Below are 25,223 nucleotides of genomic sequence, written 5' to 3'. Positions count from 1 at the left end.
GGAAAACTCCTTGGCAAACAACGAGTTACGCAGTTTTCGGCAGCGGTTACGCTTCAGTTCATCGAAGCCAGAAGGAGTTGGTAAGGCAGGATTGTTGTCGCCTTATTGACGGTTCGATCTTCTCGGTCGAAAGCGGAGAAAAAGAGGTGTTGACAGCAGCGACTAACGCTGTAGAATTCGCCTCCCGCTAACGAGAGATCGGAAGCGCAAGTGGTTGAAGTTGTTGAAGAAACCTTCGAAAACTTCTGAAAATAATCACTTGACAGCAAATGAGGCTGCTGTAGAATGCGCGCCTCGGTTGAGACGAAAGCTCTTAACCAACCGCTCTTTAACAACTGAATCAAGCAATTCGTGTGGGTGCTTGTGGAGTCAGACTGATAGTCAACAAGATTATCAGCATCACAAGTTACTCCGCGAGAAATCAAAGATGTAACCAACGATTGCTGAGCCAAGTTTAGGGTTTCTTAAAAACCCAAAGATGTTTGAACTGAAGAGTTTGATCATGGCTCAGATTGAACGCTGGCGGCAGGCCTAACACATGCAAGTCGAGCGGCAGCACGGGTACTTGTACCTGGTGGCGAGCGGCGGACGGGTGAGTAATGCCTAGGAATCTGCCTGGTAGTGGGGGATAACGTTCGGAAACGAACGCTAATACCGCATACGTCCTACGGGAGAAAGCAGGGGACCTTCGGGCCTTGCGCTATCAGATGAGCCTAGGTCGGATTAGCTAGTTGGTGAGGTAATGGCTCACCAAGGCGACGATCCGTAACTGGTCTGAGAGGATGATCAGTCACACTGGAACTGAGACACGGTCCAGACTCCTACGGGAGGCAGCAGTGGGGAATATTGGACAATGGGCGAAAGCCTGATCCAGCCATGCCGCGTGTGTGAAGAAGGTCTTCGGATTGTAAAGCACTTTAAGTTGGGAGGAAGGGCAGTTACCTAATACGTAATTGTTTTGACGTTACCGACAGAATAAGCACCGGCTAACTCTGTGCCAGCAGCCGCGGTAATACAGAGGGTGCAAGCGTTAATCGGAATTACTGGGCGTAAAGCGCGCGTAGGTGGTTCGTTAAGTTGGATGTGAAATCCCCGGGCTCAACCTGGGAACTGCATTCAAAACTGTCGAGCTAGAGTATGGTAGAGGGTGGTGGAATTTCCTGTGTAGCGGTGAAATGCGTAGATATAGGAAGGAACACCAGTGGCGAAGGCGACCACCTGGACTGATACTGACACTGAGGTGCGAAAGCGTGGGGAGCAAACAGGATTAGATACCCTGGTAGTCCACGCCGTAAACGATGTCAACTAGCCGTTGGGAGCCTTGAGCTCTTAGTGGCGCAGCTAACGCATTAAGTTGACCGCCTGGGGAGTACGGCCGCAAGGTTAAAACTCAAATGAATTGACGGGGGCCCGCACAAGCGGTGGAGCATGTGGTTTAATTCGAAGCAACGCGAAGAACCTTACCAGGCCTTGACATCCAATGAACTTTCCAGAGATGGATTGGTGCCTTCGGGAACATTGAGACAGGTGCTGCATGGCTGTCGTCAGCTCGTGTCGTGAGATGTTGGGTTAAGTCCCGTAACGAGCGCAACCCTTGTCCTTAGTTACCAGCACGTAATGGTGGGCACTCTAAGGAGACTGCCGGTGACAAACCGGAGGAAGGTGGGGATGACGTCAAGTCATCATGGCCCTTACGGCCTGGGCTACACACGTGCTACAATGGTCGGTACAGAGGGTTGCCAAGCCGCGAGGTGGAGCTAATCCCACAAAACCGATCGTAGTCCGGATCGCAGTCTGCAACTCGACTGCGTGAAGTCGGAATCGCTAGTAATCGCGAATCAGAATGTCGCGGTGAATACGTTCCCGGGCCTTGTACACACCGCCCGTCACACCATGGGAGTGGGTTGCACCAGAAGTAGCTAGTCTAACCTTCGGGGGGACGGTTACCACGGTGTGATTCATGACTGGGGTGAAGTCGTAACAAGGTAGCCGTAGGGGAACCTGCGGCTGGATCACCTCCTTAATCGACGACATCAGCTGCTCCATAAGTTCCCACACGAATTGCTTGATTCATTGAAGAAGACGATATGAAGCAGCCTGTATCAGGTTGTAGCTGTGTTGGTTAGAGCGCACCCCATGCTGTGTGGTAAAGAGCAGGGTGAGGTCGGCCTTAGTAGCTCGAAATTGGGTCTGTAGCTCAGTTGGTTAGAGCGCACCCCTGATAAGGGTGAGGTCGGCAGTTCGAATCTGCCCAGACCCACCAATTTTGTGTGGGAATACCTGTAGAAATACGGGGCCATAGCTCAGCTGGGAGAGCGCCTGCCTTGCACGCAGGAGGTCAACGGTTCGATCCCGTTTGGCTCCACCACTACTGCTTCTGTTGTTGAAAGCTTAGAAATGAGCATTCCATCGTGATGATGGTGAATGTTGATTTCTAGTCTTTGGCTAGATCGTTCTTTAAAAATTTGGGTATGTGATAGAAAGATAGACTGAACGTTACTTTCACTGGTAACGGATCAGGCTAAGGTAAAATTTGTGAGTTGCTCTTAATTGAGCATGCGAATTTTCGGCGAATGTCGTCTTCACAGTATAACCAGATTGCTTGGGGTTATATGGTCAAGTGAAGAAGCGCATACGGTGGATGCCTTGGCAGTCAGAGGCGATGAAAGACGTGGTAGCCTGCGAAAAGCTTCGGGGAGTCGGCAAACAGACTTTGATCCGGAGATGTCTGAATGGGGGAACCCAGCCATCATAAGATGGTTATCTTGTACTGAATACATAGGTGCAAGAGGCGAACCAGGGGAACTGAAACATCTAAGTACCCTGGAAAAGAAATCAACCGAGATTCCCTTAGTAGTGGCGAGCGAACGGGGACTAGCCCTTAAGTGGCTTTGAGATTAGCGGAACGCTCTGGAAAGTGCGGCCATAGTGGGTGATAGCCCTGTACGCGAAAATCTCTTGGCCATGAAATCGAGTAGGACGGAGCACGAGAAACTTTGTCTGAATATGGGGGACCATCCTCCAAGGCTAAATACTACTGACTGACCGATAGTGAACTAGTACCGTGAGGGAAAGGCGAAAAGAACCCCGGAGAGGGGAGTGAAATAGATCCTGAAACCGTATGCGTACAAGCAGTGGGAGCCCACTTTGTTGGGTGACTGCGTACCTTTTGTATAATGGGTCAGCGACTTATTTTCAGTGGCGAGCTTAACCGAATAGGGGAGGCGTAGCGAAAGCGAGTCTTAATAGGGCGTCTAGTCGCTGGGAATAGACCCGAAACCGGGCGATCTATCCATGGGCAGGTTGAAGGTTAGGTAACACTGACTGGAGGACCGAACCGACTACCGTTGAAAAGTTAGCGGATGACCTGTGGATCGGAGTGAAAGGCTAATCAAGCTCGGAGATAGCTGGTTCTCCTCGAAAGCTATTTAGGTAGCGCCTCATGTATCACTGTAGGGGGTAGAGCACTGTTTCGGCTAGGGGGTCATCCCGACTTACCAAACCGATGCAAACTCCGAATACCTACAAGTGCCGAGCATGGGAGACACACGGCGGGTGCTAACGTCCGTCGTGAAAAGGGAAACAACCCAGACCGTCAGCTAAGGTCCCAAAGTTATGGTTAAGTGGGAAACGATGTGGGAAGGCTTAGACAGCTAGGAGGTTGGCTTAGAAGCAGCCACCCTTTAAAGAAAGCGTAATAGCTCACTAGTCGAGTCGGCCTGCGCGGAAGATGTAACGGGGCTCAAACCATACACCGAAGCTACGGGTATCACTTAGGTGATGCGGTAGAGGAGCGTTCTGTAAGCCTGTGAAGGTGAGTTGAGAAGCTTGCTGGAGGTATCAGAAGTGCGAATGCTGACATGAGTAACGACAATGGGTGTGAAAAACACCCACGCCGAAAGACCAAGGTTTCCTGCGCAACGTTAATCGACGCAGGGTTAGTCGGTCCCTAAGGCGAGGCTGAAAAGCGTAGTCGATGGAAAACAGGTTAATATTCCTGTACTTCTGGTTATTGCGATGGAGGGACGGAGAAGGCTAGGCCAGCTTGGCGTTGGTTGTCCAAGTTTAAGGTGGTAGGCTGGAATCTTAGGTAAATCCGGGATTCTAAGGCCGAGAGCTGATGACGAGTGTTCTTTTAGAACACGAAGTGGTTGATGCCATGCTTCCAAGAAAAGCTTCTAAGCTTCAGGTAACCAGGAACCGTACCCCAAACCGACACAGGTGGTTGGGTAGAGAATACCAAGGCGCTTGAGAGAACTCGGGTGAAGGAACTAGGCAAAATGGCACCGTAACTTCGGGAGAAGGTGCGCCGGTGAGGGTGAAGCATTTACTGCGTAAGCCCACGCCGGTCGAAGATACCAGGCCGCTGCGACTGTTTATTAAAAACACAGCACTCTGCAAACACGAAAGTGGACGTATAGGGTGTGACGCCTGCCCGGTGCCGGAAGGTTAATTGATGGGGTTAGCTAACGCGAAGCTCTTGATCGAAGCCCCGGTAAACGGCGGCCGTAACTATAACGGTCCTAAGGTAGCGAAATTCCTTGTCGGGTAAGTTCCGACCTGCACGAATGGCGTAACGATGGCGGCGCTGTCTCCACCCGAGACTCAGTGAAATTGAAATCGCTGTGAAGATGCAGTGTATCCGCGGCTAGACGGAAAGACCCCGTGAACCTTTACTATAGCTTTGCACTGGACTTTGAATTTGCTTGTGTAGGATAGGTGGGAGGCTTTGAAGCGTGGACGCCAGTTCGCGTGGAGCCATCCTTGAAATACCACCCTGGCAACTTTGAGGTTCTAACTCAGGTCCGTTATCCGGATCGAGGACAGTGTATGGTGGGTAGTTTGACTGGGGCGGTCTCCTCCTAAAGAGTAACGGAGGAGTACGAAGGTGCGCTCAGACCGGTCGGAAATCGGTCGTAGAGTATAAAGGCAAAAGCGCGCTTGACTGCGAGACAGACACGTCGAGCAGGTACGAAAGTAGGTCTTAGTGATCCGGTGGTTCTGTATGGAAGGGCCATCGCTCAACGGATAAAAGGTACTCCGGGGATAACAGGCTGATACCGCCCAAGAGTTCATATCGACGGCGGTGTTTGGCACCTCGATGTCGGCTCATCACATCCTGGGGCTGAAGCCGGTCCCAAGGGTATGGCTGTTCGCCATTTAAAGTGGTACGCGAGCTGGGTTTAGAACGTCGTGAGACAGTTCGGTCCCTATCTGCCGTGGACGTTTGAGATTTGAGAGGGGCTGCTCCTAGTACGAGAGGACCGGAGGTGGACGAACCTCTGGTGTTCCGGTTGTCACGCCAGTGGCATTGCCGGGTAGCTATGTTCGGAATAGATAACCGCTGAAAGCATCTAAGCGGGAAACTAGCCTCAAGATGAGATCTCACTGGGACCTTGAGTCCCCTGAAGGGCCGTCGAAGACTACGACGTTGATAGGTTGGGTGTGTAAGCGCTGTGAGGCGTTGAGCTAACCAATACTAATTGCCCGTGAGGCTTGACCATATAACACCCAAGCAATTTGTTGATCCGAAAGGACGCCAGATTGCGGTGTGTGAAGACGCAATGAACCGAAAGTTCGCAACCATTCACAAAAGCCGCACAAACTATCGCATACCCAATTTGCTGAAGCGTCGAAAGACGGTTCGGTACCCGAATTTCTTGACGACCATAGAGCATTGGAACCACCTGATCCCATCCCGAACTCAGAAGTGAAACGATGCATCGCCGATGGTAGTGTGGGGTTTCCCCATGTGAGAGTAGGTCATCGTCAAGATTAAATTCCGAAACCCCTATCTGCGTACGCAGGTAGGGGTTTTGTTTTGCCCGCAGGAAAATCTGACTTTTAGGGTTTCTATGCAACTGCTCGGCGCATGGCTATCATGCGGGCCTCATTGTGAGGCGAGACTTGCATGCTGACGTTGTTAAAGCTTCTTAAGGATGGCCGATTCCATTCGGGCCAGGCCCTGGGCGTCGCCTTGGGTGTCAGTCGTAGCGCTGTATGGAAGCAGCTTCAGCATTTGGAGGCTGAGCTCGGCTTATCCATTCATAAAGTGCGCGGTCGCGGCTATCAGCTGGCTACGCCATTGACGCTGCTTGACCCTGCCGAGATATGCGCGCATGAGCCTTCCTGTGAGTGGCCCATCCTGGTCCTCGACTCAATTGACTCTACCAATGCTGAAGCCTTGCGCGCTATCGAGCGTGGCCAGGTCGCGCCATTTCTGGTGCTTGCCGAGCGGCAGACGGCCGGTCGCGGGCGGCGTGGACGCAAGTGGGTGAGTCCGTTCGCAGAAAACATCTATTACAGCCTAGTGTTGCGCATTGAGGGTGGGATGCGGCAGCTTGAAGGCTTGAGTCTAGTTGTTGGGCTCGCCGTACTGCAGGCCTTGCGAGAGCTTGGTATTTCAGGCGCGGGGTTGAAGTGGCCCAATGATGTTCTGGTTGGTCAGAAAAAAATTGCTGGAATATTGCTCGAATTGGTGGGCGATCCTGCAGATGTGTGTCACGTAGTGATCGGTGTCGGGATCAATGTGAACATGCAGATGACTGATGAGGTTGACCAGCAGTGGACGTCCATGCGGCTCGAGTCGGGCAAGGCGGTTGATCGCAATCACCTGATCGCGAAGTTGGGGGTGATGCTCCAGGCCTACTTGAGCCGCCACCAGATCGGCGGGTTTCCGGCTATCCGGGCGGAGTGGGAGCAAAATCATCTATGGCAGGGGCGCGCTGTGTCGTTGATTGCTGGAGCTAGTCAGATAGATGGAGAGGTGTTGGGTATCGATGGTCAGGGTGCCTTGCGCTTGAAGGTGGGTGGCGTGGAAAAAGTCTTTAGTGGTGGTGAGCTCAGCCTGAGGTTGCGTGATGATTCTTGAGCTCGATTGTGGAAACAGTTTCATCAAATGGCGTGTGCTCGGCGCGGATGTCGGGCGGGTGGTTGGTGAGGGTGTCGTTGATTCGGATCTTGCGCTGCTTGAGAGCTTGAAGGGGCTCAAGGGGCTCGCTCTCAAGCATTGTCGGTTAGTGAGTGTCAGAACCGCTGAAGAAACCGGAGCCTTGATCTCTTTGTTGTCAGAGGCTTTCGGTGTTTCCGTGATGTGCGCCACGCCGGCTCGCGAAATGTCCGGGGTTCGTAATGGCTATGAAGAGTTCGAGCGGCTAGGACTTGATCGCTGGCTTGCAATGCTCGGAGGATTTCACCTGGCTTCAGGTGCTTGTCTGGTGCTCGACTTCGGTACCGCAGTCACTGCTGATTTTGTCGCTAGGGATGGCGAGCATCTTGGAGGCTTCATCTGTCCGGGAATGCCCTTAATGCGTAACCAGTTGCGTACTCATACCCGTAGAATCCGCTATGGCGACCTTGCTGCCGAGCGCGCTTTGGAGAGTCTTGTTCCTGGGCGTACCACCGTCGAGGCGGTCGAGCGAGGTTGCTTGCTGATGTTGAGGGGCTTTGTCCAGGCTCAGCTAGAATTGGCGCGCAGCTATTGGGGGGAGGATTTCGCTGTATTCCTCACAGGAGGAGATGCTGATCTGGTCTCCGAGATTGTGCCTGGGGCCAGGGTGGTTCCAGATCTGGTGTTTGTAGGGTTGGCTATGGCGTGTCCCTTGTCTTGAGGTTTTTATGCGTTGGTTGTTCCTGCTGCTGCTTGTTCTCAATGTGTTCTATTACGTCTGGCACCAACAGGAGGCTCCGCTTCGCGCGAAGGATGTGACCCCCTTGAGTATGTATCGGGGCTCTCAGCAGGACATTCGTTTGTTGAGTGAGGCGACTGATGCGACCCGAGATAAAGGAAAATCCACGCAGACAGAAAACAGTTGTCTCTATCTGGGCGGTTCTGCCCGGCAGGAAGTCGCTCAGGCAATCGAGCATCGATTGAGTGGCATGGACATCAAGTTTCAGCCCTTGCCGAAGGATCTCCCTGAATATGCGGGTTACTGGGTGCGTGTGGCGCCGGAAAGCCGGCGTTTGCTGGATGACTTGCAGTTGCAAAGCCTTTCTAAAGAATTCAATGAGTTAAAACATAAAATAATGCCGTGTGAGGGGGTTGCACCTGTCGAATAGTTTGCATAGAATGGCGCCCGCTTCGCAGTGAAGACCTTTTAAAGGTTGACGGTGCGAAGCGAGGTCAACGCAGCTAACCTCAGGTTTTTAATGAGAAAATGCTTGACAGAAGGCTGGCATAGTATAGAATGCCGGCTCGCTTAGGAGGGGTTCCCGAGCGGCCAAAGGGATCAGACTGTAAATCTGACGTCTACGACTTCGAAGGTTCGAATCCTTCCCCCTCCACCATTTTTAGCGAGAGCTGCAAGCTCCGCGGGTATAGTTTAGTGGTAGAACCTCAGCCTTCCAAGCTGATGATGCGGGTTCGATTCCCGCTACCCGCTCCAGGTTTGCAGGTCCTGCAAAGTGTTTCGCTCTTGTAGCTCAGTTGGTAGAGCACACCCTTGGTAAGGGTGAGGTCAGCGGTTCAAATCCGCTCAAGAGCTCCATATAACAAGGCAGATATGAAAATATCTGCCTTTGTTTTAATGGCTTGTAGATGCGCGTTGTTGCCTGATAGGGTGTTGTGCGTCTTTGGTGCTGGTTTGCATGGCCAGGATCGATGAGTAAATTGTTGTAAAGTCTTTTTCGGGCCGGCATAATGGTCGGCCTGATTTTGTTTTAGGTCAGTAGCTCAATTGGCAGAGCGACGGTCTCCAAAACCGTAGGTTGGGGGTTCGATTCCCTCCTGACCTGCCAGATTCACCAGGTGTGTCTGGCTTTCTTTTCACAGGATCTTCATAGATGACTCCTAAAGCTGAAGCTCAAGGCTCTCGCTTCGATCTACTCAAGTGGCTGGTAGTAGTTGCTTTGGTGATTGTTGGCGTTGTTGGCAATCAGTATTACTCTGCTTCGCCGATCCTGTACCGCGTGCTCGCTTTGCTGGTCATTGCTGCTGTAGCTGCCTTTGTAGGCCTGCAGACGGTTAAGGGCAAGTCTTTCTTTGTACTGGTTAAGGAAGCGCGCACCGAGATTCGTAAAGTCGTTTGGCCAACTCGCCAAGAAACTACGCAGACCACGTTGATCGTTGTGGCTGTTGTTCTGGTTATGGCGTTGCTGTTGTGGGGGCTTGATTCCCTGCTCGGTTGGCTTGTTTCCTTGATCGTCGGCTAAGGGTGTCCCGTGGCTAAGCGTTGGTACGTTGTGCATGCTTACTCCGGTTACGAGAAGCATGTCATGCGTTCGTTGATCGAGCGCGTAAAGCTGGCTGGCATGGAAGATGGCTTCGGCGAAATTCTGGTTCCCACTGAAGAAGTGGTTGAAATGCGTAATGGCCAGAAGCGCAAAAGCGAACGCAAATTCTTCCCTGGTTATGTGCTGGTTCAGATGGACATGAACGAGGGTACTTGGCACTTGGTCAAGGATACTCCTCGGGTGATGGGTTTCATCGGTGGTACTGCCGACAAGCCTGCACCAATCACAGATAAAGAAGCAGAAGCGATTCTGCGTCGCGTTGCTGATGGTAGCGACAAGCCGAAGCCGAAGACGTTGTTCGAGCCGGGTGAGTCGGTACGTGTCAATGACGGGCCGTTTGCCGATTTTACCGGCACGGTTGAAGAGGTTAACTACGAAAAGAGCCGGATCCAAGTGGCGGTGCTCATTTTCGGTCGCTCTACTCCGGTAGAGTTGGAGTTCAGCCAGGTCGAAAAGGTCTAGCTGAGCAAGCATCCCAACCCCGCAGCCCTAGGCTGTGGGGTTTTGTCGTCACTGGGATAAACGCGCAAGTAACCGGGGAGCCTTTCGAGGCGTTTGAACCCGTAATTGGAGTGCCTCATGGCCAAGAAGATTACCGCTTACATCAAGCTGCAAGTGAAGGCCGCTCAGGCTAACCCAAGCCCACCTGTTGGTCCTGCTCTGGGTCAGCACGGCGTGAACATCATGGAATTCTGCAAGGCTTTCAACGCCCGTACTCAGGGTCTTGAGCCAGGTCTGCCGACTCCAGTGATCATCACTGTCTACAGCGACCGTAGCTTCACGTTCGAAACCAAATCCACTCCTGCTTCGGTTCTGCTGAAGAAGGCTGCTGGTCTGACTAGCGGTTCCGCTCGTCCGAACACCGTTAAGGTTGGCACTGTGACTCGTGCTCAGCTGGAAGAAATCGCGAAAACCAAAAACGCGGATCTGACTGCAGCTGATATGGAAGCAGCCGTGCGTACTATCGCCGGTTCTGCTCGTAGCATGGGCCTTAACGTGGAGGGTGTGTAATGGCTAAGCTGACCAAGCGTCAAAAGGCTATCGCCGGCAAAATCGAAGCAGGCAAGGCCTACAACTTTGTAGACGCTGCTGCTCTGCTGTCCGAGCTGTCGACTGTCAAGTTCAGCGAGTCGTTCGACGTAGCTGTGAACCTGGGTGTTGACCCGCGTAAATCCGACCAGGTCGTTCGTAGCGCTACCGTGCTGCCGCACGGTACTGGCAAGACCGTTCGCGTTGCTGTGTTCACTCAGGGTCCAGCTGCCGAGGCCGCTCTGGCTGCCGGCGCTGACCGTGTAGGTATGGACGACCTGGCTGCCGAAATGAAAGGCGGCGACCTGAACTATGACGTAGTGATCGCATCCCCGGATGCAATGCGCGTTGTAGGTCAGTTGGGTCAGATCCTCGGTCCACGTGGTCTGATGCCTAACCCTAAAGTCGGCACTGTAACTCCAGACGTAGCTACCGCGGTTAAAAACGCCAAGGCTGGTCAGGTTCGTTATCGCACCGACAAAAACGGCATCATCCACACTTCCGTTGGCAAAGTCGGCTTCGATGCCGTCAAGCTGAAGGAAAACGTTGAAGCCCTGATCGCTGATCTGAAGCGTATCAAGCCAGCTTCCTCGAAAGGTATTTACGTCAAGCGCGTTACCCTGAGCACTACTATGGGCCCAGGTCTGGTCATCGACCAGGGTTCGCTCGACGCGTAAGACGCAGGTTGGCGCAAGTAATTGCGCCAATTGAAAGATTGGGGTCCCTGCCTGGCGGGGGCTATCCAAGACCGTAGGCGACGCAAGTCTTAAACCTCAAGCCTACGCAGATGGTGCTCCCGGTTCCTTACCGAATCAGACACCAAAACGACATCCGGTTTCGACTGGATGAAACGGTAACAAGCAGGAGTTAAACCCGTGGCAATTAAACTCGAAGACAAGAAGGCCATCGTCGCTGAAGTCAACGAGGCTGCCAAAGTCGCTCTGTCCGCTGTCGTGGCTGATGCCCGTGGCGTAACAGTAGGCGCGATGACCGGACTCCGTAAAGAGGCTCGTGAAGCTGGCGTTTATGTACGTGTCGTACGTAACACCCTGCTCAAGCGCGCTGTTGCTGACACTGAATTCAGTGTCCTCAACGACGTGTTCACCGGCCCTACCCTGATTGCATTCTCCAAAGAACATCCAGGCGCTGCTGCCCGGATTTTCAAAGAGTTCGCCAAGGGTCAGGACAAGTTCGAGATCAAGGCAGCTGCGTTTGATGGCAAGTTCCTTGCCGCTAACCAGATCGACGTGTTGGCTACCCTGCCGACCCGCGACGAAGCTATTGCGAAGCTGATGAGCGTGATCCAAGGCGCTACCAGCAAGCTGGCTCGTACCCTGGCAGCCGTTCGCGACCAGAAAGAAGCTGCTGCTGCCTAAGGCACAGCGAGACCTTTCAAAATCATATGTTTAATTTGATGGCTGCGTAAGCTGTCACCCCAATACAGGATTCAAGTCATGTCTCTGACTAACGAACAAATCATCGAAGCAATCGGCCAGAAAACCGTTCTGGAAGTTGTTGAGCTGATCAAAGCAATGGAAGAAACCTTCGGCGTTACCGCTGCTGTTGCTGCTGCTGGTCCAGCTGCTGCTGCCGCTGTTGTTGAAGAGCAAACTGAATTCAACGTCATGCTGACCGAAGCTGGCGAGAAGAAAGTTAACGTGATCAAGGCTGTACGTGAACTGACCGGTCTGGGCCTGAAAGAAGCCAAGGCTGTAGTTGACGGCGCTCCTGCCATGGTTCTGGAAGCTGTTGCCAAAGACGCAGCTGACAAAGCCAAAGCAGCTCTGGAAGAAGCAGGCGCTAAAGTCGAGCTGAAATAAGCATCGACTTTGCTCCTCCAGCCCGAGCGTTAAGCGAAAGGCTGATGGCTGGTGGCTCTTGCCACCGGCCTTTTTCCGTTATTGGCAGCCGACTGGGTCGGTGCTGGTAACGAGCTGTATCCACCCGATGTGGTGGCGCAAACCATGGGGTTTGCACGATTTTCTGGCTGCTCCCGTCGGGAGGGGCCAAACAAGCAGGTGACCAAGCTGGGGAACGCTGATGGCTTACTCATATACTGAGAAAAAACGTATCCGCAAGGACTTTAGCAAGTTGCCGGACGTCATGGATGTGCCGTACCTCCTGGCCATCCAGCTGGATTCGTATCGTGAATTCTTGCAAGCGGGAGCGACTAAAGATCAGTTCCGCGACGTGGGCCTGCATGCGGCCTTCAAATCCGTTTTCCCGATCATCAGCTACTCCGGCAATGCTGCGCTGGAGTACGTCGGTTATCGCCTGGGCGAACCGGCATTTGATGTCAAAGAATGCGTATTGCGCGGTGTAACTTACGCCGTACCTTTGCGGGTAAAAGTGCGCCTGATCATTTTCGACAAAGAATCGTCGAACAAAGCGATCAAGGACATCAAAGAGCAAGAAGTCTACATGGGTGAAATCCCCCTGATGACTGAGAACGGTACCTTCGTAATCAACGGTACCGAGCGTGTAATCGTTTCCCAGTTGCACCGTTCCCCGGGCGTGTTCTTCGACCACGACCGTGGCAAGACGCACAGCTCCGGCAAGCTGCTGTACTCCGCGCGCATCATTCCTTACCGCGGTTCGTGGCTGGACTTCGAGTTCGACCCGAAAGATTGCGTATTTGTGCGTATCGACCGTCGTCGCAAGCTGCCTGCATCGGTACTGCTGCGTGCGCTGGGCTATACCACTGAAGAAGTGCTGGATGCGTTCTACACCACCAACGTCTTCCACGTGCAGGGTGAAAACCTCAGCCTGGAACTGGTGCCTCAGCGCCTGCGTGGTGAAATTGCTGTCCTCGATATTCAGGATGACAAAGGCAAGGTTATTGTCGAGCAAGGTCGTCGTATCACCGCTCGCCACATCAACCAGCTGGAAAAAGCCGGGATCAAAGAGCTGCAAGTGCCTCTGGACTACGTCCTGGGTCGCACTACGGCCAAGGTCATCGTGCATCCGGCTACCGGCGAAATCCTGGCAGAGTGCAACACCGAGCTGAACACCGAAATCCTGGCAAAAATTGCCAAGGCGGGCGTTGTTCGCATCGAAACTCTGTACACCAATGATATCGACTGCGGTCCGTTCGTCTCCGACACCCTGAAGATCGACTCCACCAGCAACCAATTGGAAGCGCTGGTCGAGATCTATCGCATGATGCGTCCAGGCGAGCCGCCAACCAAGGACGCTGCCGAGACACTGTTCAACAACCTGTTCTTCAGTCCTGAGCGCTATGACCTGTCTGCAGTCGGCCGGATGAAGTTCAACCGTCGTATCGGTCGTACCGAGATCGAAGGTTCGGGCGTGTTGTGCAAAGAAGACATCGTCGCGGTTCTGAAGACTCTGGTCGACATCCGTAACGGTAAAGGCATCGTCGATGACATCGACCACCTGGGTAACCGTCGTGTTCGCTGCGTAGGCGAAATGGCCGAGAACCAGTTCCGCGTTGGCCTGGTACGTGTTGAGCGTGCGGTCAAAGAGCGTCTGTCGATGGCTGAAAGCGAAGGCCTGATGCCGCAAGACCTGATCAACGCTAAGCCAGTGGCTGCGGCGGTGAAAGAGTTCTTCGGTTCCAGCCAGCTGTCCCAGTTCATGGACCAGAACAACCCGCTGTCCGAGATCACCCACAAGCGTCGTGTCTCTGCACTCGGCCCAGGCGGTTTGACTCGCGAACGTGCAGGCTTCGAAGTCCGTGACGTACACCCGACTCACTACGGTCGTGTATGCCCGATTGAAACGCCGGAAGGTCCGAACATCGGTCTGATCAACTCCCTGGCCGCCTATGCGCGCACCAACCAGTACGGCTTCCTCGAGAGCCCGTACCGCGTGGTGAAAGACGCTCTGGTCACCGACGAGATCGTTTTCCTGTCCGCCATCGAAGAAGCTGATCACGTGATCGCTCAGGCTTCGGCCACGATGAACGACAAGAAAGTCCTGATCGACGAGCTGGTAGCTGTTCGTCACTTGAACGAGTTCACCGTCAAGGCGCCGGAAGACGTCACCTTGATGGACGTGTCGCCGAAGCAGGTAGTTTCGGTTGCTGCATCGCTGATCCCGTTCCTCGAGCACGACGACGCCAACCGTGCGTTGATGGGTTCGAACATGCAGCGTCAAGCTGTACCAACCCTGCGTGCTGACAAGCCGCTGGTAGGTACCGGCATGGAACGTAACGTGGCTCGCGACTCCGGCGTTTGCGTCGTGGCTCGTCGTGGCGGCGTGATCGATTCCGTCGACGCCAGCCGTATCGTGGTTCGTGTTGCTGATGATGAAGTTGAAACCGGCGAAGCTGGTGTCGATATCTACAACCTGACCAAGTACACCCGCTCCAACCAGAACACCTGCATCAACCAGCGTCCGCTGGTGAGCAAAGGTGATCGGGTTCAGCGCAGCGACATCATGGCCGACGGTCCGTCCACCGATATGGGTGAACTGGCTCTGGGTCAGAACATGCGCATCGCGTTCATGGCATGGAACGGCTTCAACTTCGAAGACTCCATCTGCCTGTCCGAGCGTGTTGTTCAGGAAGACCGTTTCACCACGATCCACATCCAGGAACTGACCTGTGTGGCGCGTGACACCAAGCTTGGGCCAGAGGAAATCACTGCAGACATCCCGAACGTGGGTGAAGCTGCACTGAACAAGCTGGACGAAGCCGGTATCGTTTACGTAGGTGCTGAAGTAGGCGCAGGCGACATCCTGGTAGGTAAGGTCACTCCGAAAGGCGAGACCCAACTGACTCCCGAAGAAAAACTGCTGCGTGCGATCTTCGGTGAAAAAGCCAGCGACGTTAAAGACACCTCCCTGCGTGTGCCTACCGGCACCAAGGGTACTGTCATCGACGTACAGGTCTTCACCCGTGACGGCGTTGAGCGTGATGCTCGTGCACTGTCGATCGAGAAGACTCAACTCGACGAGATCCGCAAGGACCTGAACGAAGAGTTCCGTATCGTTGAAGGCGCTACTTTCGAACGTCTGCGTTCCGCTCTGGTCGGCCACAAAGCCGAAGGCGGCGCCGGTCTGAAGAAAGGTCAGGAAATCACCGACGAAGTTCTCGACGGTCTTGAGCACGGCCAGTGGTTCAAACTGCGCATGGCTGAAGATGCTCTGAACGAGCAGCTCGAGAAGGCTCAGGCCTACATCGTTGATCGCCGCCGTCTGCTGGACGACAAGTTCGAAGACAAGAAGCGCAAGCTGCAGCAGGGCGATGACCTGGCTCCAGGCGTGCTGAAAATCGTCAAGGTTTACCTGGCAATCCGTCGCCGCATCCAGCCGGGCGACAAGATGGCCGGTCGTCACGGTAACAAGGGTGTGGTCTCCGTGATCATGCCGGTTGAAGACATGCCGCACGATGCCAATGGCACCCCGGTCGACGTCGTCCTCAACCCGTTGGGCGTACCTTCGCGTATGAACGTTGGTCAGATCCTTGAAACCCACCTGGGCCTCGCGGCCAAAGGTCTGGGCGAGAAGATCAACCGGATGGTCGAAGAGCAACGTAAGGTTGCTGAGCTTCGCACCTTCCTGGACGAGATCTACAACCAGATCGGCGGTCGTAACGAAGATCTGGATAGCTTCTCCGACCAGGAAATCCTGGATCTGGCGAAGAACCTGCGTGGCGGTGTTCCAATGGCCACTCCAGTGTTCGACGGCGCCAAGGAAAGCGAAATCAAGGCCATGCTGAAACTGGCAGACCTGCCAGAAAGCGGCCAGATGCAGCTGACCGACGGCCGTACCGGCAACAAGTTCGAGCGCCCGGTTACTGTTGGCTACATGTACATGCTGAAGCTGAACCACTTGGTAGACGACAAGATGCACGCTCGTTCTACCGGTTCGTACAGCCTGGTTACCCAGCAGCCGCTGGGTGGTAAGGCGCAGTTCGGTGGTCAGCGTTTCGGGGAGATGGAGGTCTGGGCACTGGAAGCATACGGTGCTGCTTACACTCTGCAAGAAATGCTCACAGTGAAGTCGGACGATGTGAACGGCCGGACCAAGATGTACAAAAACATCGTGGACGGCGATCACCGTATGGAGCCGGGCATGCCCGAGTCCTTCAACGTGTTGATCAAGGAAATTCGTTCCCTCGGCATCGATATCGATCTGGAAACCGAATAACACGTGACGCGAATCGAGAGCGGGGCAGGATTGCCCGCTCTCTGCTCCGCCAGGAGGAAAGGCCTTGAAAGACCTACTGAATTTGCTGAAAAACCAGGGTCAAGTCGAAGAGTTCGACGCCATCCGTATTGGATTGGCATCGCCTGAGATGATCCGTTCGTGGTCGTTCGGTGAAGTTAAAAAGCCGGAAACCATCAACTACCGTACGTTCAAACCTGAGCGTGACGGCCTGTTCTGCGCCAAGATCTTTGGCCCGGTAAAGGATTACGAGTGCCTGTGCGGTAAGTACAAGCGCTTGAAACACCGTGGTGTGATCTGCGAGAAGTGCGGCGTTGAAGTCGCGCTGGCAAAAGTTCGTCGTGAGCGCATGGCGCACATCGAGCTGGCCTCGCCAGTAGCCCACATCTGGTTCCTCAAATCGCTGCCGTCCCGTATCGGCTTGCTGATGGACATGACCCTGCGTGATATCGAGCGCGTTCTCTACTTTGAGAGCTATGTCGTTATCGATCCAGGCATGACCACCCTTGAAAAGGGTCAGTTGCTCAACGACGAGCAGTACTTCGAAGCGCTGGAAGAGTTCGGCGACGATTTCGATGCCCGCATGGGTGCCGAAGCTGTCCGTGAACTGCTGCACGCTATCGACCTGGAGCACGAGATTGGCCGTCTGCGTGAAGAAATTCCGCAAACCAACTCCGAAACCAAAATCAAGAAGCTGTCCAAGCGTCTGAAGTTGATGGAAGCCTTCCAGGGTTCCGGCAACCTGCCAGAGTGGATGGTGCTGACCGTTCTGCCGGTTCTGCCGCCAGATCTGCGTCCACTGGTCCCATTGGATGGCGGTCGTTTCGCGACTTCCGACCTCAACGATCTGTATCGTCGAGTGATCAACCGTAACAACCGTTTGAAGCGCCTGCTTGATCTGTCCGCTCCGGACATCATCGTGCGCAACGAAAAGCGTATGTTGCAGGAAGCCGTCGATGCACTGCTCGACAACGGTCGTCGTGGCCGCGCTATCACCGGTTCCAACAAGCGTCCTCTGAAATCCCTGGCTGACATGATCAAGGGTAAGCAAGGTCGTTTCCGTCAGAACTTGCTCGGTAAGCGTGTTGACTACTCCGGTCGTTCGGTAATTACCGTAGGTCCGACCCTGCGTCTGCACCAGTGCGGTCTGCCGAAGAAGATGGCTCTCGAGCTGTTCAAACCGTTCATTTTTGGCAAGCTGGAAATGCGTGGTCTTGCTACCACCATCAAGGCGGCCAAGAAGATGGTCGAGCGCGAGCTGCCAGAGGTTTGGGACGTTCTCGCTGAAGTGATTCGCGAACACCCGGTTCTCCTCAACCGTGCACCGACCCTTCACCGTCTGGGTATCCAGGCGTTTGAACCGGTACTGATCGAAGGTAAGGCTATCCAGCTGCACCCTCTGGTCTGTGCTGCGTACAACGCCGACTTCGACGGCGACCAAATGGCCGTGCACGTACCGCTGACGCTGGAAGCCCAGCTGGAAGCGCGCGCGTTGATGATGTCGACCAACAACATTCTGTCGCCAGCCAACGGTGAGCCAATCATCGTTCCGTCGCAGGACGTTGTATTGGGTCTGTACTACATGACTCGTGAAGCGATCAACGCCAAAGGCGAAGGTCGTGTGTTCGCGGATCTGCAGGAAGTTGACCGTGTGTTCCGTGCCGGCGAAGCCGCACTGCACGCCAAGGTCAAGGTGCGGATCAACGAAACCGTGAACGATCGTGATGGCGGCAGCGTGACCAACACCCGTATCGTCGACACTACCGTCGGTCGTGCGCTGTTGTTCCAGGTTGTGCCAAAAGGTCTGTCCTTCGACGTCGTCAATCTGCCGATGAAGAAGAAAGCGATCTCCAAGCTGATCAACCAGTGCTACCGCGTGGTTGGTTTGAAAGAGACCGTGATCTTCGCTGACCAGTTGATGTACACCGGTTTTGCCTATTCGACCATCTCCGGCGTTTCCATCGGTGTTAACGACTTCGTTATCCCGGATGAAAAAGCCCGCATCATCGGTGCTGCCACCGACGAAGTGAAAGAGATCGAAAGTCAGTACGCCTCCGGCCTGGTAACCCAGGGCGAGAAGTACAACAAAGTGATCGACCTTTGGTCCAAGGCGAACGACGAAGTTTCCAAGGCGATGATGGCCAACCTCTCGAAAGAGAAAGTCATCGACCGCCATGGCGTCGAAGTTGACCAGGAATCCTTCAACTCGATGTACATGATGGCCGACTCGGGCGCACGGGGTTCTGCTGCGCAGATCCGTCAGCTCGCCGGTATGCGTGGCCTGATGGCCAAGCCGGACGGTTCCATCATCGAAACGCCGATTACTGCGAACTTCCGCGAAGGTTTGAGCGTACTTCAGTACTTCATCTCTACTCACGGTGCTCGTAAAGGTCTGGCGGATACCGCGTTGAAAACTGCGAACTCGGGTTACCTGACTCGTCGTCTGGTAGACGTGGCGCAGGATCTGGTTGTGACCGAGATCGATTGCGGCACCGAACATGGCCTGGTAATGACTCCGCACATTGAAGGCGGTGACGTTGTTGAGCCGTTGGGTGAGCGCGTATTGGGTCGTGTCATTGCTCGTGACGTATTCAAGCCAGGTACCGAGGAAGTTATCGTTCCTGCTGGCACTCTGGTAGACGAGAAGTGGGTCGAGTTCATCGAGCTGAACAGCATCGACGAAGTGATCGTGCGTTCGCCGATCAGCTGCGAAACTCGCTACGGCATTTGCGCCAAGTGCTACGGCCGTGACTTGGCTCGTGGTCACCAGGTGAACATCGGTGAAGCGGTCGGCGTTATCGCTGCCCAGTCCATCGGTGAGCCGGGTACCCAGCTGACCATGCGTACGTTCCACATCGGTGGTGCGGCAAGCCGGACCTCCGCAGCCGACAGCGTTCAGGTGAAGAATGGCGGTACCGTCCGTCTGCATAACCTGAAGCACGTTGAGCGAGTGGACGGTTGCCTGGTTGCTGTGTCCCGTTCCGGTGAGCTGGCAATCGCTGATGACTTCGGTCGTGAGCGTGAGCGCTACAAGCTGCCGTACGGTGCTGTGATTTCGGTTAAAGAAGGTGACAAGGTCGACGCTGGCGCAATCGTGGCCAAGTGGGATCCGCACACTCACCCAATCGTTACCGAAATGAAAGGTACCGTGACCTACGTGGGCATGGAAGAAGGCATCACGATCAAGCGTCAGACTGACGAATTGACCGGTATGACCAACATTGAAGTACTCGACGCCAAAGACCGTCCAGCTGCCGGTAAAGATATCCGTCCTGCTGTGAAGATGGTTGATGACAACGGCAAGGATCTCTTGCTGCCGGGTACCGACGTAATTGCTCAGTACTTCCTGCCTGCTAACGCCCTGGTCGGTGTAGCGGACGGTGCGAAAATCGCGATCGGTGATGTTATCGCTCGTATTCCGCAAGAGACTTCGAAGACCCGTGACATCACCGGTGGTCTGCCGCGTGTTGCCGACTTGTTCGAAGCCCGTCGTCCGAAAGAAGCCTCGATTCTGGCTGAAGTCAGCGGCACCATCGCGTTCGGTAAAGAGACCAAAGGCAAGCGCCGCCTGGTTATCACCCCGAACGACGGTAGCGATCCGTACGAAGAGCTGATTCCGAAGTGGCGTCACCTGAACGTCTTCGAAGGCGAACAGGTAAACCGCGGCGAAGTTATCTCCGACGGTCCGAGCGATCCACACGACATCCTGCGTCTGCTGGGTGTGAGTGCGCTGGCCAAGTACATCGTGAACGAGATCCAGGACGTTTACCGTCTGCAAGGCGTGAAGATCAACGACAAGCACATCGAGACCATCCTGCGTCAGATGCTGCGTAAAGTTGAGATCGCTGAATCCGGCGATTCCAGTTTCATCAAGGGCGACCAGATGGAATTGACTCACGTGCTGGTAGAGAACGAGCGTCTGAGCAATGAAGACAAATTTGTCTCCAAGTTCACTCGCGTTCTGCTGGGTATCACCAAGGCGTCGTTGTCCACCGAATCGTTCATCTCGGCGGCTTCCTTCCAGGAAACCACTCGCGTACTGACCGAGGCGGCGGTAACCGGCAAGCGCGATTACCTGCGCGGCCTGAAAGAAAACGTGGTCGTGGGTCGTCTGATCCCGGCCGGTACCGGTCTGGCTTATCACAGCGAGCGCAAGCGCCGCCGTGATGCTGACAAACCGTTGCGCGTGAGCGCCAGTGAAGTGGAAGCTGCACTGACCGAAGCGCTGAACTCGAGCGGTAACTGAGTTCTGCGGTAGTAAATGAGTGCAGGCCCTGATCGCTCCGTTCATCCAGTCGAGACAATTTGTCGAGGTTGGATGGGGGGAGAGGTCGGGGCCTTGCCTTGACTGGGGGCAAGATCCTCTTTAGACTCTTGTACCCCTAAATTTGGCGGGGATTCGTTCCTGCCATTTTGCTTTTCTTGCAAGACAATAGCGTCGCAAGACAACAGTGGAGCTAGTAGATGGCAACTATCAACCAGCTGGTACGTCAGCCGCGTAAGCGTATCGTCGAGAAATCCGACGTGCCTGCGCTGCAGAACTGCCCGCAACGTCGTGGCGTATGCACCCGTGTGTATACCACTACGCCGAAAAAACCTAACTCGGCACTGCGTAAAGTATGCCGTGTGCGTCTGACCAACGGTTTCGAGGTTTCCTCGTACATCGGCGGTGAAGGCCACAACCTGCAAGAGCACAGCGTGGTACTGATCCGCGGCGGTCGTGTAAAAGACTTGCCAGGTGTTCGTTACCACACCGTTCGCGGCTCTTTGGATACTTCCGGCGTTAAAGGTCGTAACCAAGGTCGTTCGAAGTACGGTACCAAGCGTCCGAAGTAATAGTCGCTTGCAGCAAAAAACCGATTTCTATTTTTCTGAGTCGATAAGAGTAAGGTCGGAGGCGTCCCGAAAGGGCACCGATTCCGAGCGAACCTGAAGACCGTTTGAGGGCTTATCCATGCCAAGAAGACGCGTAGCAGCCAAGCGCGAAGTGCTTGACGATCCAAAATACGGAAGCCAAATCCTGGCCAAGTTCATGAACCACGTGATGGAAAGCGGCAAAAAAGCCGTTGCCGAGCGTATCGTTTATGGCGCGCTGGAAAAGGTTAAAGAACGCAAGAACAGCGACCCCCTGGAAATCTTCGAGAAAGCTCTCGACGCCATCGCTCCGCTGGTCGAAGTAAAGTCGCGCCGTGTAGGCGGTGCTACTTACCAGGTTCCGGTCGAAGTTCGTCCGTCCCGTCGTAACGCGCTGGCAATGCGCTGGTTGGTAGACTTCGCCCGTAAGCGCGGCGAGAAGTCTATGGCTCTGCGTTTGGCTGGCGAACTGTTGGACGCTGCTGAAGGTAAAGGTGCTGCTGTTAAGAAGCGTGAAGACGTGCACCGTATGGCTGAAGCCAACAAGGCTTTCTCGCACTACCGCTTCTAATTTTAGCTTCACTAATTTTGCGAGGGCTTTATGGCTCGTACTACTCCGATTAGCCGCTACCGTAACATCGGTATCGTTGCTCACGTGGATGCTGGTAAAACCACCACCACCGAGCGCGTCCTTTTTTACACTGGCAAAAGTCACAAAATGGGCGAGGTGCATGACGGCGCCGCGACCACAGACTGGATGGTGCAGGAGCAGGAGCGTGGTATTACCATTACTTCTGCTGCTATCACCGCCTTCTGGAAAGGTTCCGAGAAGCAGTACTCGCACGAGCACCGCTTCAACGTTATCGATACCCCGGGCCACGTAGACTTCACTATTGAAGTTGAGCGCTCCCTGCGCGTACTCGACGGCGCTGTCGTTGTGTTCTGCGGTACTTCGGGTGTTGAGCCTCAGTCGGAAACCGTATGGCGTCAGGCCAACAAGTACGGCGTTCCACGTCTTGTTTACGTAAACAAGATGGACCGGGCTGGCGCTAACTTCCTGCGCGTGATCGGTCAGATCAAGCAGCGTCTGGGTCACACTCCGGTGCCAATCCAGTTGGCTATCGGTTCCGAAGACAACTTCCAGGGTCAGATCGATCTGATCAACATGCAAGCTGTCTACTGGAATGACTCTGACAAGGGTATGGTCCCTGTTCGCAAGGACATTCCTGCTGAGCTGCAAGAGCTGGCTGAAGAGTGGCGCAGCAACATGGTCGAGGCTGCGGCCGAAGCCAGCGAAGAGCTGATGAACAAGTATCTCGAAGGGGAAGAGCTCTCCATCGAGGAAATCAAGGCCGCTCTGCGTCAGCGTACTATCGCTGGTGAGATCGTTCTGGCTGTTTGCGGTTCTTCCTTCAAGAACAAGGGTGTTCCCCTGGTTCTCGACGCCGTTATCGACTTCCTGCCTGCTCCAACCGACATTCCTGCTATCAAGGGTTCCAACCCGGATAACGAGGAAGAGGAAATGGAGCGTCATGCAAGCGACGACGAGCCTTTCGCGGCTCTGGCGTTCAAGATCGCTACCGACCCATTCGTGGGTACCTTGACCTTTGTTCGGGTTTACTCGGGCGTGTTGGCCTCCGGCGACGGCGTGATCAACTCGGTAAAAGGCAAGAAAGAGCGCGTGGGTCGTATGGTGCAAATGCACGCAAACGCCCGTGAAGAAATCAAGGAAGTACGCGCTGGTGACATCGCGGCCTTGATCGGCATGAAGGACGTCACCACTGGTGAAACTTTGTGCAACGCTGACAAGCCAATCATCCTGGTTCGCATGGACTTCCCGGAGCCGGTTATTTCGGTTGCCGTAGAGCCTAAGACCAAGGATGACCAGGAAAAAATGGGTATCGCTCTGGGCAAGCTTGCTCAGGAAGACCCGTCTTTCCGCGTCAAAACTGATGAAGAGACTGGTCAAACGATCATCTCCGGCATGGGCGAGCTGCACCTGGACATCCTGGTTGACCGGATGCGCCGTGAGTTCAACGTCGAAGCCAACATCGGTAAGCCTCAGGTTTCGTACCGTGAGCGCATCACGAAGAGCTGCGAAATCGAAGGCAAGTTCGTTCGTCAGTCCGGCGGTCGTGGCCAGTTTGGTCATTGCTGGATCCGTTTTGCACCTGCTGACGAAGGTCAGGAAGGTCTGCAATTCCTGAACGAAGTAGTGGGTGGTGTGGTTCCTAAGGAATACATCCCGGCTATCCAGAAGGGTATCGAAGAGCAGATGAAGAACGGTGTTGTTGCCGGCTATCCGCTGATCGGCCTGAAGGCTACCGTGTTTGATGGTTCTTACCACGACGTCGACTCGAACGAGATGGCGTTTAAGGTGGCTGCTTCCATGGCGACCAAGCAACTGGCCCAGAAGGGTGGTGGTGAGTTGCTTGAGCCGATCATGGCGGTAGAGGTTGTTACGCCTGAAGACTATATGGGTGACGTGATGGGCGACCTTAACCGTCGTCGCGGCATGATTCTGGGTATGGAAGATACGGTTTCCGGTAAAGTAATTCGTGCCGAGGTTCCGTTGGGCGAGATGTTCGGTTATGCGACCGACGTTCGTTCCATGTCTCAGGGTCGCGCAAGCTACTCTATGGAATTCAAAAAATACAATACGGCTCCGTCGCACATCGTCGAAACCGTTACCAAAAAACAAGGCTGATTCAGTCCTTTAGGCAAGGAGTTAATTGTCGTGGCTAAAGAAAAATTTGATCGTTCCCTACCGCACGTCAACGTTGGCACTATCGGTCACGTTGACCACGGTAAAACCACTCTGACCGCTGCTCTGACTCGCGTCTGCTCCGAAGTTTTCGGTTCGGCTCGTGTTGACTTCGACAAGATCGACAGCGCACCAGAAGAGAAAGCTCGCGGTATCACCATCAACACCGCTCACGTTGAGTACAACTCGAAGATCCGTCACTACGCTCACGTTGACTGCCCAGGTCACGCTGACTATGTGAAGAACATGATCACCGGTGCTGCTCAAATGGACGGCGCTATCCTGGTTTGCTCGGCCGCTGATGGTCCGATGCCACAAACCCGTGAGCACATCCTGCTGTCCCGTCAGGTAGGCGTTCCGTACATCGTGGTTTTCCTGAACAAGGCTGACCTGGTAGACGACGCTGAGCTGCTGGAACTGGTTGAGATGGAAGTGCGCGATCTGCTGAGCACTTACGACTTCCCAGGCGACGACACTCCAATCATCATCGGCTCCGCTCGTATGGCGCTGGATGGTCTGGACGATAACGAGATGGGCACCACTGCCGTCAAGAAGCTGGTTGAAACTCTGGACAGCTACATCCCAGAACCAGTTCGTCTGACTGACAAGCCGTTCCTGATGCCAATCGAAGACGTATTCTCGATCTCGGGTCGCGGTACTGTTGTGACTGGTCGTATCGAGCGCGGTATCGTTCGCGTCCAGGACCCACTGGAAATCGTTGGTCTGCGTGACACTACCGTCACCACCTGCACCGGTGTTGAAATGTTCCGCAAACTGCTCGACGAAGGTCGTGCTGGCGAGAACTGCGGCGTGCTGCTGCGTGGCACCAAGCGTGATGACGTGGAGCGTGGTCAGGTTCTGGTTAAGCCAGGTACCGTTAAGCCGCACACCAAGTTCACCGCAGAAGTTTACGTTCTGAGCAAAGAAGAAGGCGGTCGTCACACTCCGTTCTTCAAAGGCTACCGTCCACAGTTCTACTTCCGTACTACTGACGTGACTGGTAACTGCGAACTGCCAGAAGGCGTTGAAATGGTAATGCCAGGCGATAACATTCAAATGACTGTTACCCTGATCAAAACCATCGCAATGGAAGACGGTCTGCGTTTCGCTATTCGCGAAGGCGGCCGTACCGTTGGTGCTGGCGTTGTAGCTAAAATCATCGAGTAAGCTTCTCTTCTGAGATAGCTTCGATGCTTTGAAAAAGCCCCCGCTC

15 protein-coding genes, 6 tRNA genes and 3 rRNA genes are annotated in these 25,223 nt (G+C 54.3%); all 24 read left to right on the top strand.

What is annotated here, in order from left to right; translation table 11 throughout:
• The first annotated feature begins 484 nt into the window (after nt 1-484).
• The 24 genes from PSH69_RS26925 (at nt 485) to tuf (ending at nt 25,177) form a co-directional block, all read left to right on the top strand.
• Nucleotides 485-2,023, top strand: a 16S ribosomal RNA gene (locus tag PSH69_RS26925).
• Nucleotides 2,024-2,186: 163 nt separating this feature from the next.
• Nucleotides 2,187-2,263: transfer RNA gene (locus tag PSH69_RS26920), tRNA-Ile, on the top strand.
• A gap of 29 nt (nt 2,264-2,292) precedes the next feature.
• Nucleotides 2,293-2,368 (top strand) — tRNA-Ala (locus PSH69_RS26915).
• 246 nt (nt 2,369-2,614) lie between these two features.
• Nucleotides 2,615-5,504 (top strand): 23S ribosomal RNA (locus PSH69_RS26910).
• A gap of 155 nt (nt 5,505-5,659) precedes the next feature.
• Nucleotides 5,660-5,775 (top strand): 5S ribosomal RNA (rrf, locus tag PSH69_RS26905).
• Together the 16S, 23S and 5S rRNA genes with 2 tRNA genes alongside form the textbook arrangement of a ribosomal RNA operon.
• 136 nt (nt 5,776-5,911) lie before the next feature.
• Nucleotides 5,912-6,871, top strand: a complete 960-nt coding sequence (gene birA / locus PSH69_RS26900) for a bifunctional biotin--[acetyl-CoA-carboxylase] ligase/biotin operon repressor BirA (RefSeq protein WP_305410293.1) — start codon at nt 5,912-5,914, stop codon at nt 6,869-6,871.
• Nucleotides 6,861-7,610 carry a pantothenate kinase gene (locus PSH69_RS26895; RefSeq protein ID WP_305410292.1) on the top strand — a complete coding sequence of 250 codons (750 nt, stop codon included), beginning with the start codon at nt 6,861-6,863 and terminating at the stop codon, nt 7,608-7,610. Before birA ends, PSH69_RS26895 begins: the two co-directional genes overlap by 11 nt.
• Before the next feature lie 7 nt (nt 7,611-7,617).
• Nucleotides 7,618-8,058: a hypothetical protein gene (locus PSH69_RS26890; protein ID WP_305410291.1), complete on the top strand. Its 441-nt coding sequence runs from the start codon at nt 7,618-7,620 to the stop codon at nt 8,056-8,058.
• 143 nt (nt 8,059-8,201) lie between these two features.
• Nucleotides 8,202-8,286, top strand: a tRNA-Tyr gene (locus PSH69_RS26885).
• A gap of 24 nt (nt 8,287-8,310) precedes the next feature.
• Nucleotides 8,311-8,384: transfer RNA gene (locus PSH69_RS26880), tRNA-Gly, on the top strand.
• 26 nt (nt 8,385-8,410) lie between these two features.
• Nucleotides 8,411-8,486, top strand: a tRNA-Thr gene (locus PSH69_RS26875).
• Between the two features lie 174 nt (nt 8,487-8,660).
• Nucleotides 8,661-8,736: transfer RNA gene (locus PSH69_RS26870), tRNA-Trp, on the top strand.
• Between the two features lie 45 nt (nt 8,737-8,781).
• The gene (secE, locus tag PSH69_RS26865; RefSeq protein ID WP_007933728.1) at nt 8,782-9,150 is read left to right on the top strand and encodes a preprotein translocase subunit SecE; all 369 of its coding nucleotides are present in this window, start codon (nt 8,782-8,784) and stop codon (nt 9,148-9,150) included.
• A 9-nt stretch (nt 9,151-9,159) separates the two neighbouring features.
• Nucleotides 9,160-9,693 carry a transcription termination/antitermination protein NusG gene (gene nusG, locus PSH69_RS26860; RefSeq protein WP_007933727.1) on the top strand — a complete coding sequence of 178 codons (534 nt, stop codon included), beginning with the start codon at nt 9,160-9,162 and terminating at the stop codon, nt 9,691-9,693.
• Nucleotides 9,694-9,810: 117 nt separating this feature from the next.
• Nucleotides 9,811-10,242, top strand: coding sequence for a 50S ribosomal protein L11 (gene rplK, locus PSH69_RS26855; protein ID WP_007933726.1), 432 nt, complete (start codon nt 9,811-9,813; stop codon nt 10,240-10,242).
• The gene (rplA, locus tag PSH69_RS26850) at nt 10,242-10,937 is read left to right on the top strand and encodes a 50S ribosomal protein L1 (RefSeq protein ID WP_007933725.1); all 696 of its coding nucleotides are present in this window, start codon (nt 10,242-10,244) and stop codon (nt 10,935-10,937) included. The genes rplK and rplA overlap by 1 nt, the downstream gene beginning before the upstream one ends.
• Before the next feature lie 198 nt (nt 10,938-11,135).
• Nucleotides 11,136-11,636 carry a 50S ribosomal protein L10 gene (gene rplJ / locus PSH69_RS26845; RefSeq protein WP_018925653.1) on the top strand — a complete coding sequence of 167 codons (501 nt, stop codon included), beginning with the start codon at nt 11,136-11,138 and terminating at the stop codon, nt 11,634-11,636.
• A 78-nt stretch (nt 11,637-11,714) separates the two neighbouring features.
• Complete coding sequence (gene rplL, locus PSH69_RS26840) at nt 11,715-12,080, top strand: 50S ribosomal protein L7/L12 (protein WP_018925654.1); 366 nt, start codon at nt 11,715-11,717, stop codon at nt 12,078-12,080.
• A gap of 220 nt (nt 12,081-12,300) precedes the next feature.
• Entirely contained in the window at nt 12,301-16,374 is a 4,074-nt protein-coding gene (rpoB, locus tag PSH69_RS26835; RefSeq protein WP_018925655.1) for a DNA-directed RNA polymerase subunit beta, read from the top strand.
• 64 nt (nt 16,375-16,438) lie between these two features.
• A complete protein-coding gene (gene rpoC, locus PSH69_RS26830; protein ID WP_007933713.1) occupies nt 16,439-20,638 on the top strand; it encodes a DNA-directed RNA polymerase subunit beta' in 4,200 nt (1,399 codons plus the stop codon).
• A gap of 218 nt (nt 20,639-20,856) precedes the next feature.
• The gene (gene rpsL / locus PSH69_RS26825; protein WP_003186084.1) at nt 20,857-21,228 is read left to right on the top strand and encodes a 30S ribosomal protein S12; all 372 of its coding nucleotides are present in this window, start codon (nt 20,857-20,859) and stop codon (nt 21,226-21,228) included.
• Between the two features lie 118 nt (nt 21,229-21,346).
• The gene (gene rpsG / locus PSH69_RS26820) at nt 21,347-21,817 is read left to right on the top strand and encodes a 30S ribosomal protein S7 (protein ID WP_002555493.1); all 471 of its coding nucleotides are present in this window, start codon (nt 21,347-21,349) and stop codon (nt 21,815-21,817) included.
• A 30-nt stretch (nt 21,818-21,847) separates the two neighbouring features.
• Nucleotides 21,848-23,953, top strand: a complete 2,106-nt coding sequence (fusA, locus tag PSH69_RS26815) for an elongation factor G (protein ID WP_305410290.1) — start codon at nt 21,848-21,850, stop codon at nt 23,951-23,953.
• 30 nt (nt 23,954-23,983) lie between these two features.
• Nucleotides 23,984-25,177: an elongation factor Tu gene (gene tuf / locus PSH69_RS26810; protein ID WP_007933700.1), complete on the top strand. Its 1,194-nt coding sequence runs from the start codon at nt 23,984-23,986 to the stop codon at nt 25,175-25,177.
• Nucleotides 25,178-25,223: the final 46 nt, after the last annotated feature.

The organism is Pseudomonas sp. FP1740 (assembly GCF_030687165.1).
In the GTDB taxonomy this organism is placed as follows: domain Bacteria; phylum Pseudomonadota; class Gammaproteobacteria; order Pseudomonadales; family Pseudomonadaceae; genus Aquipseudomonas.
This window is presented reverse-complemented; position numbering and strand designations above follow the sequence as displayed.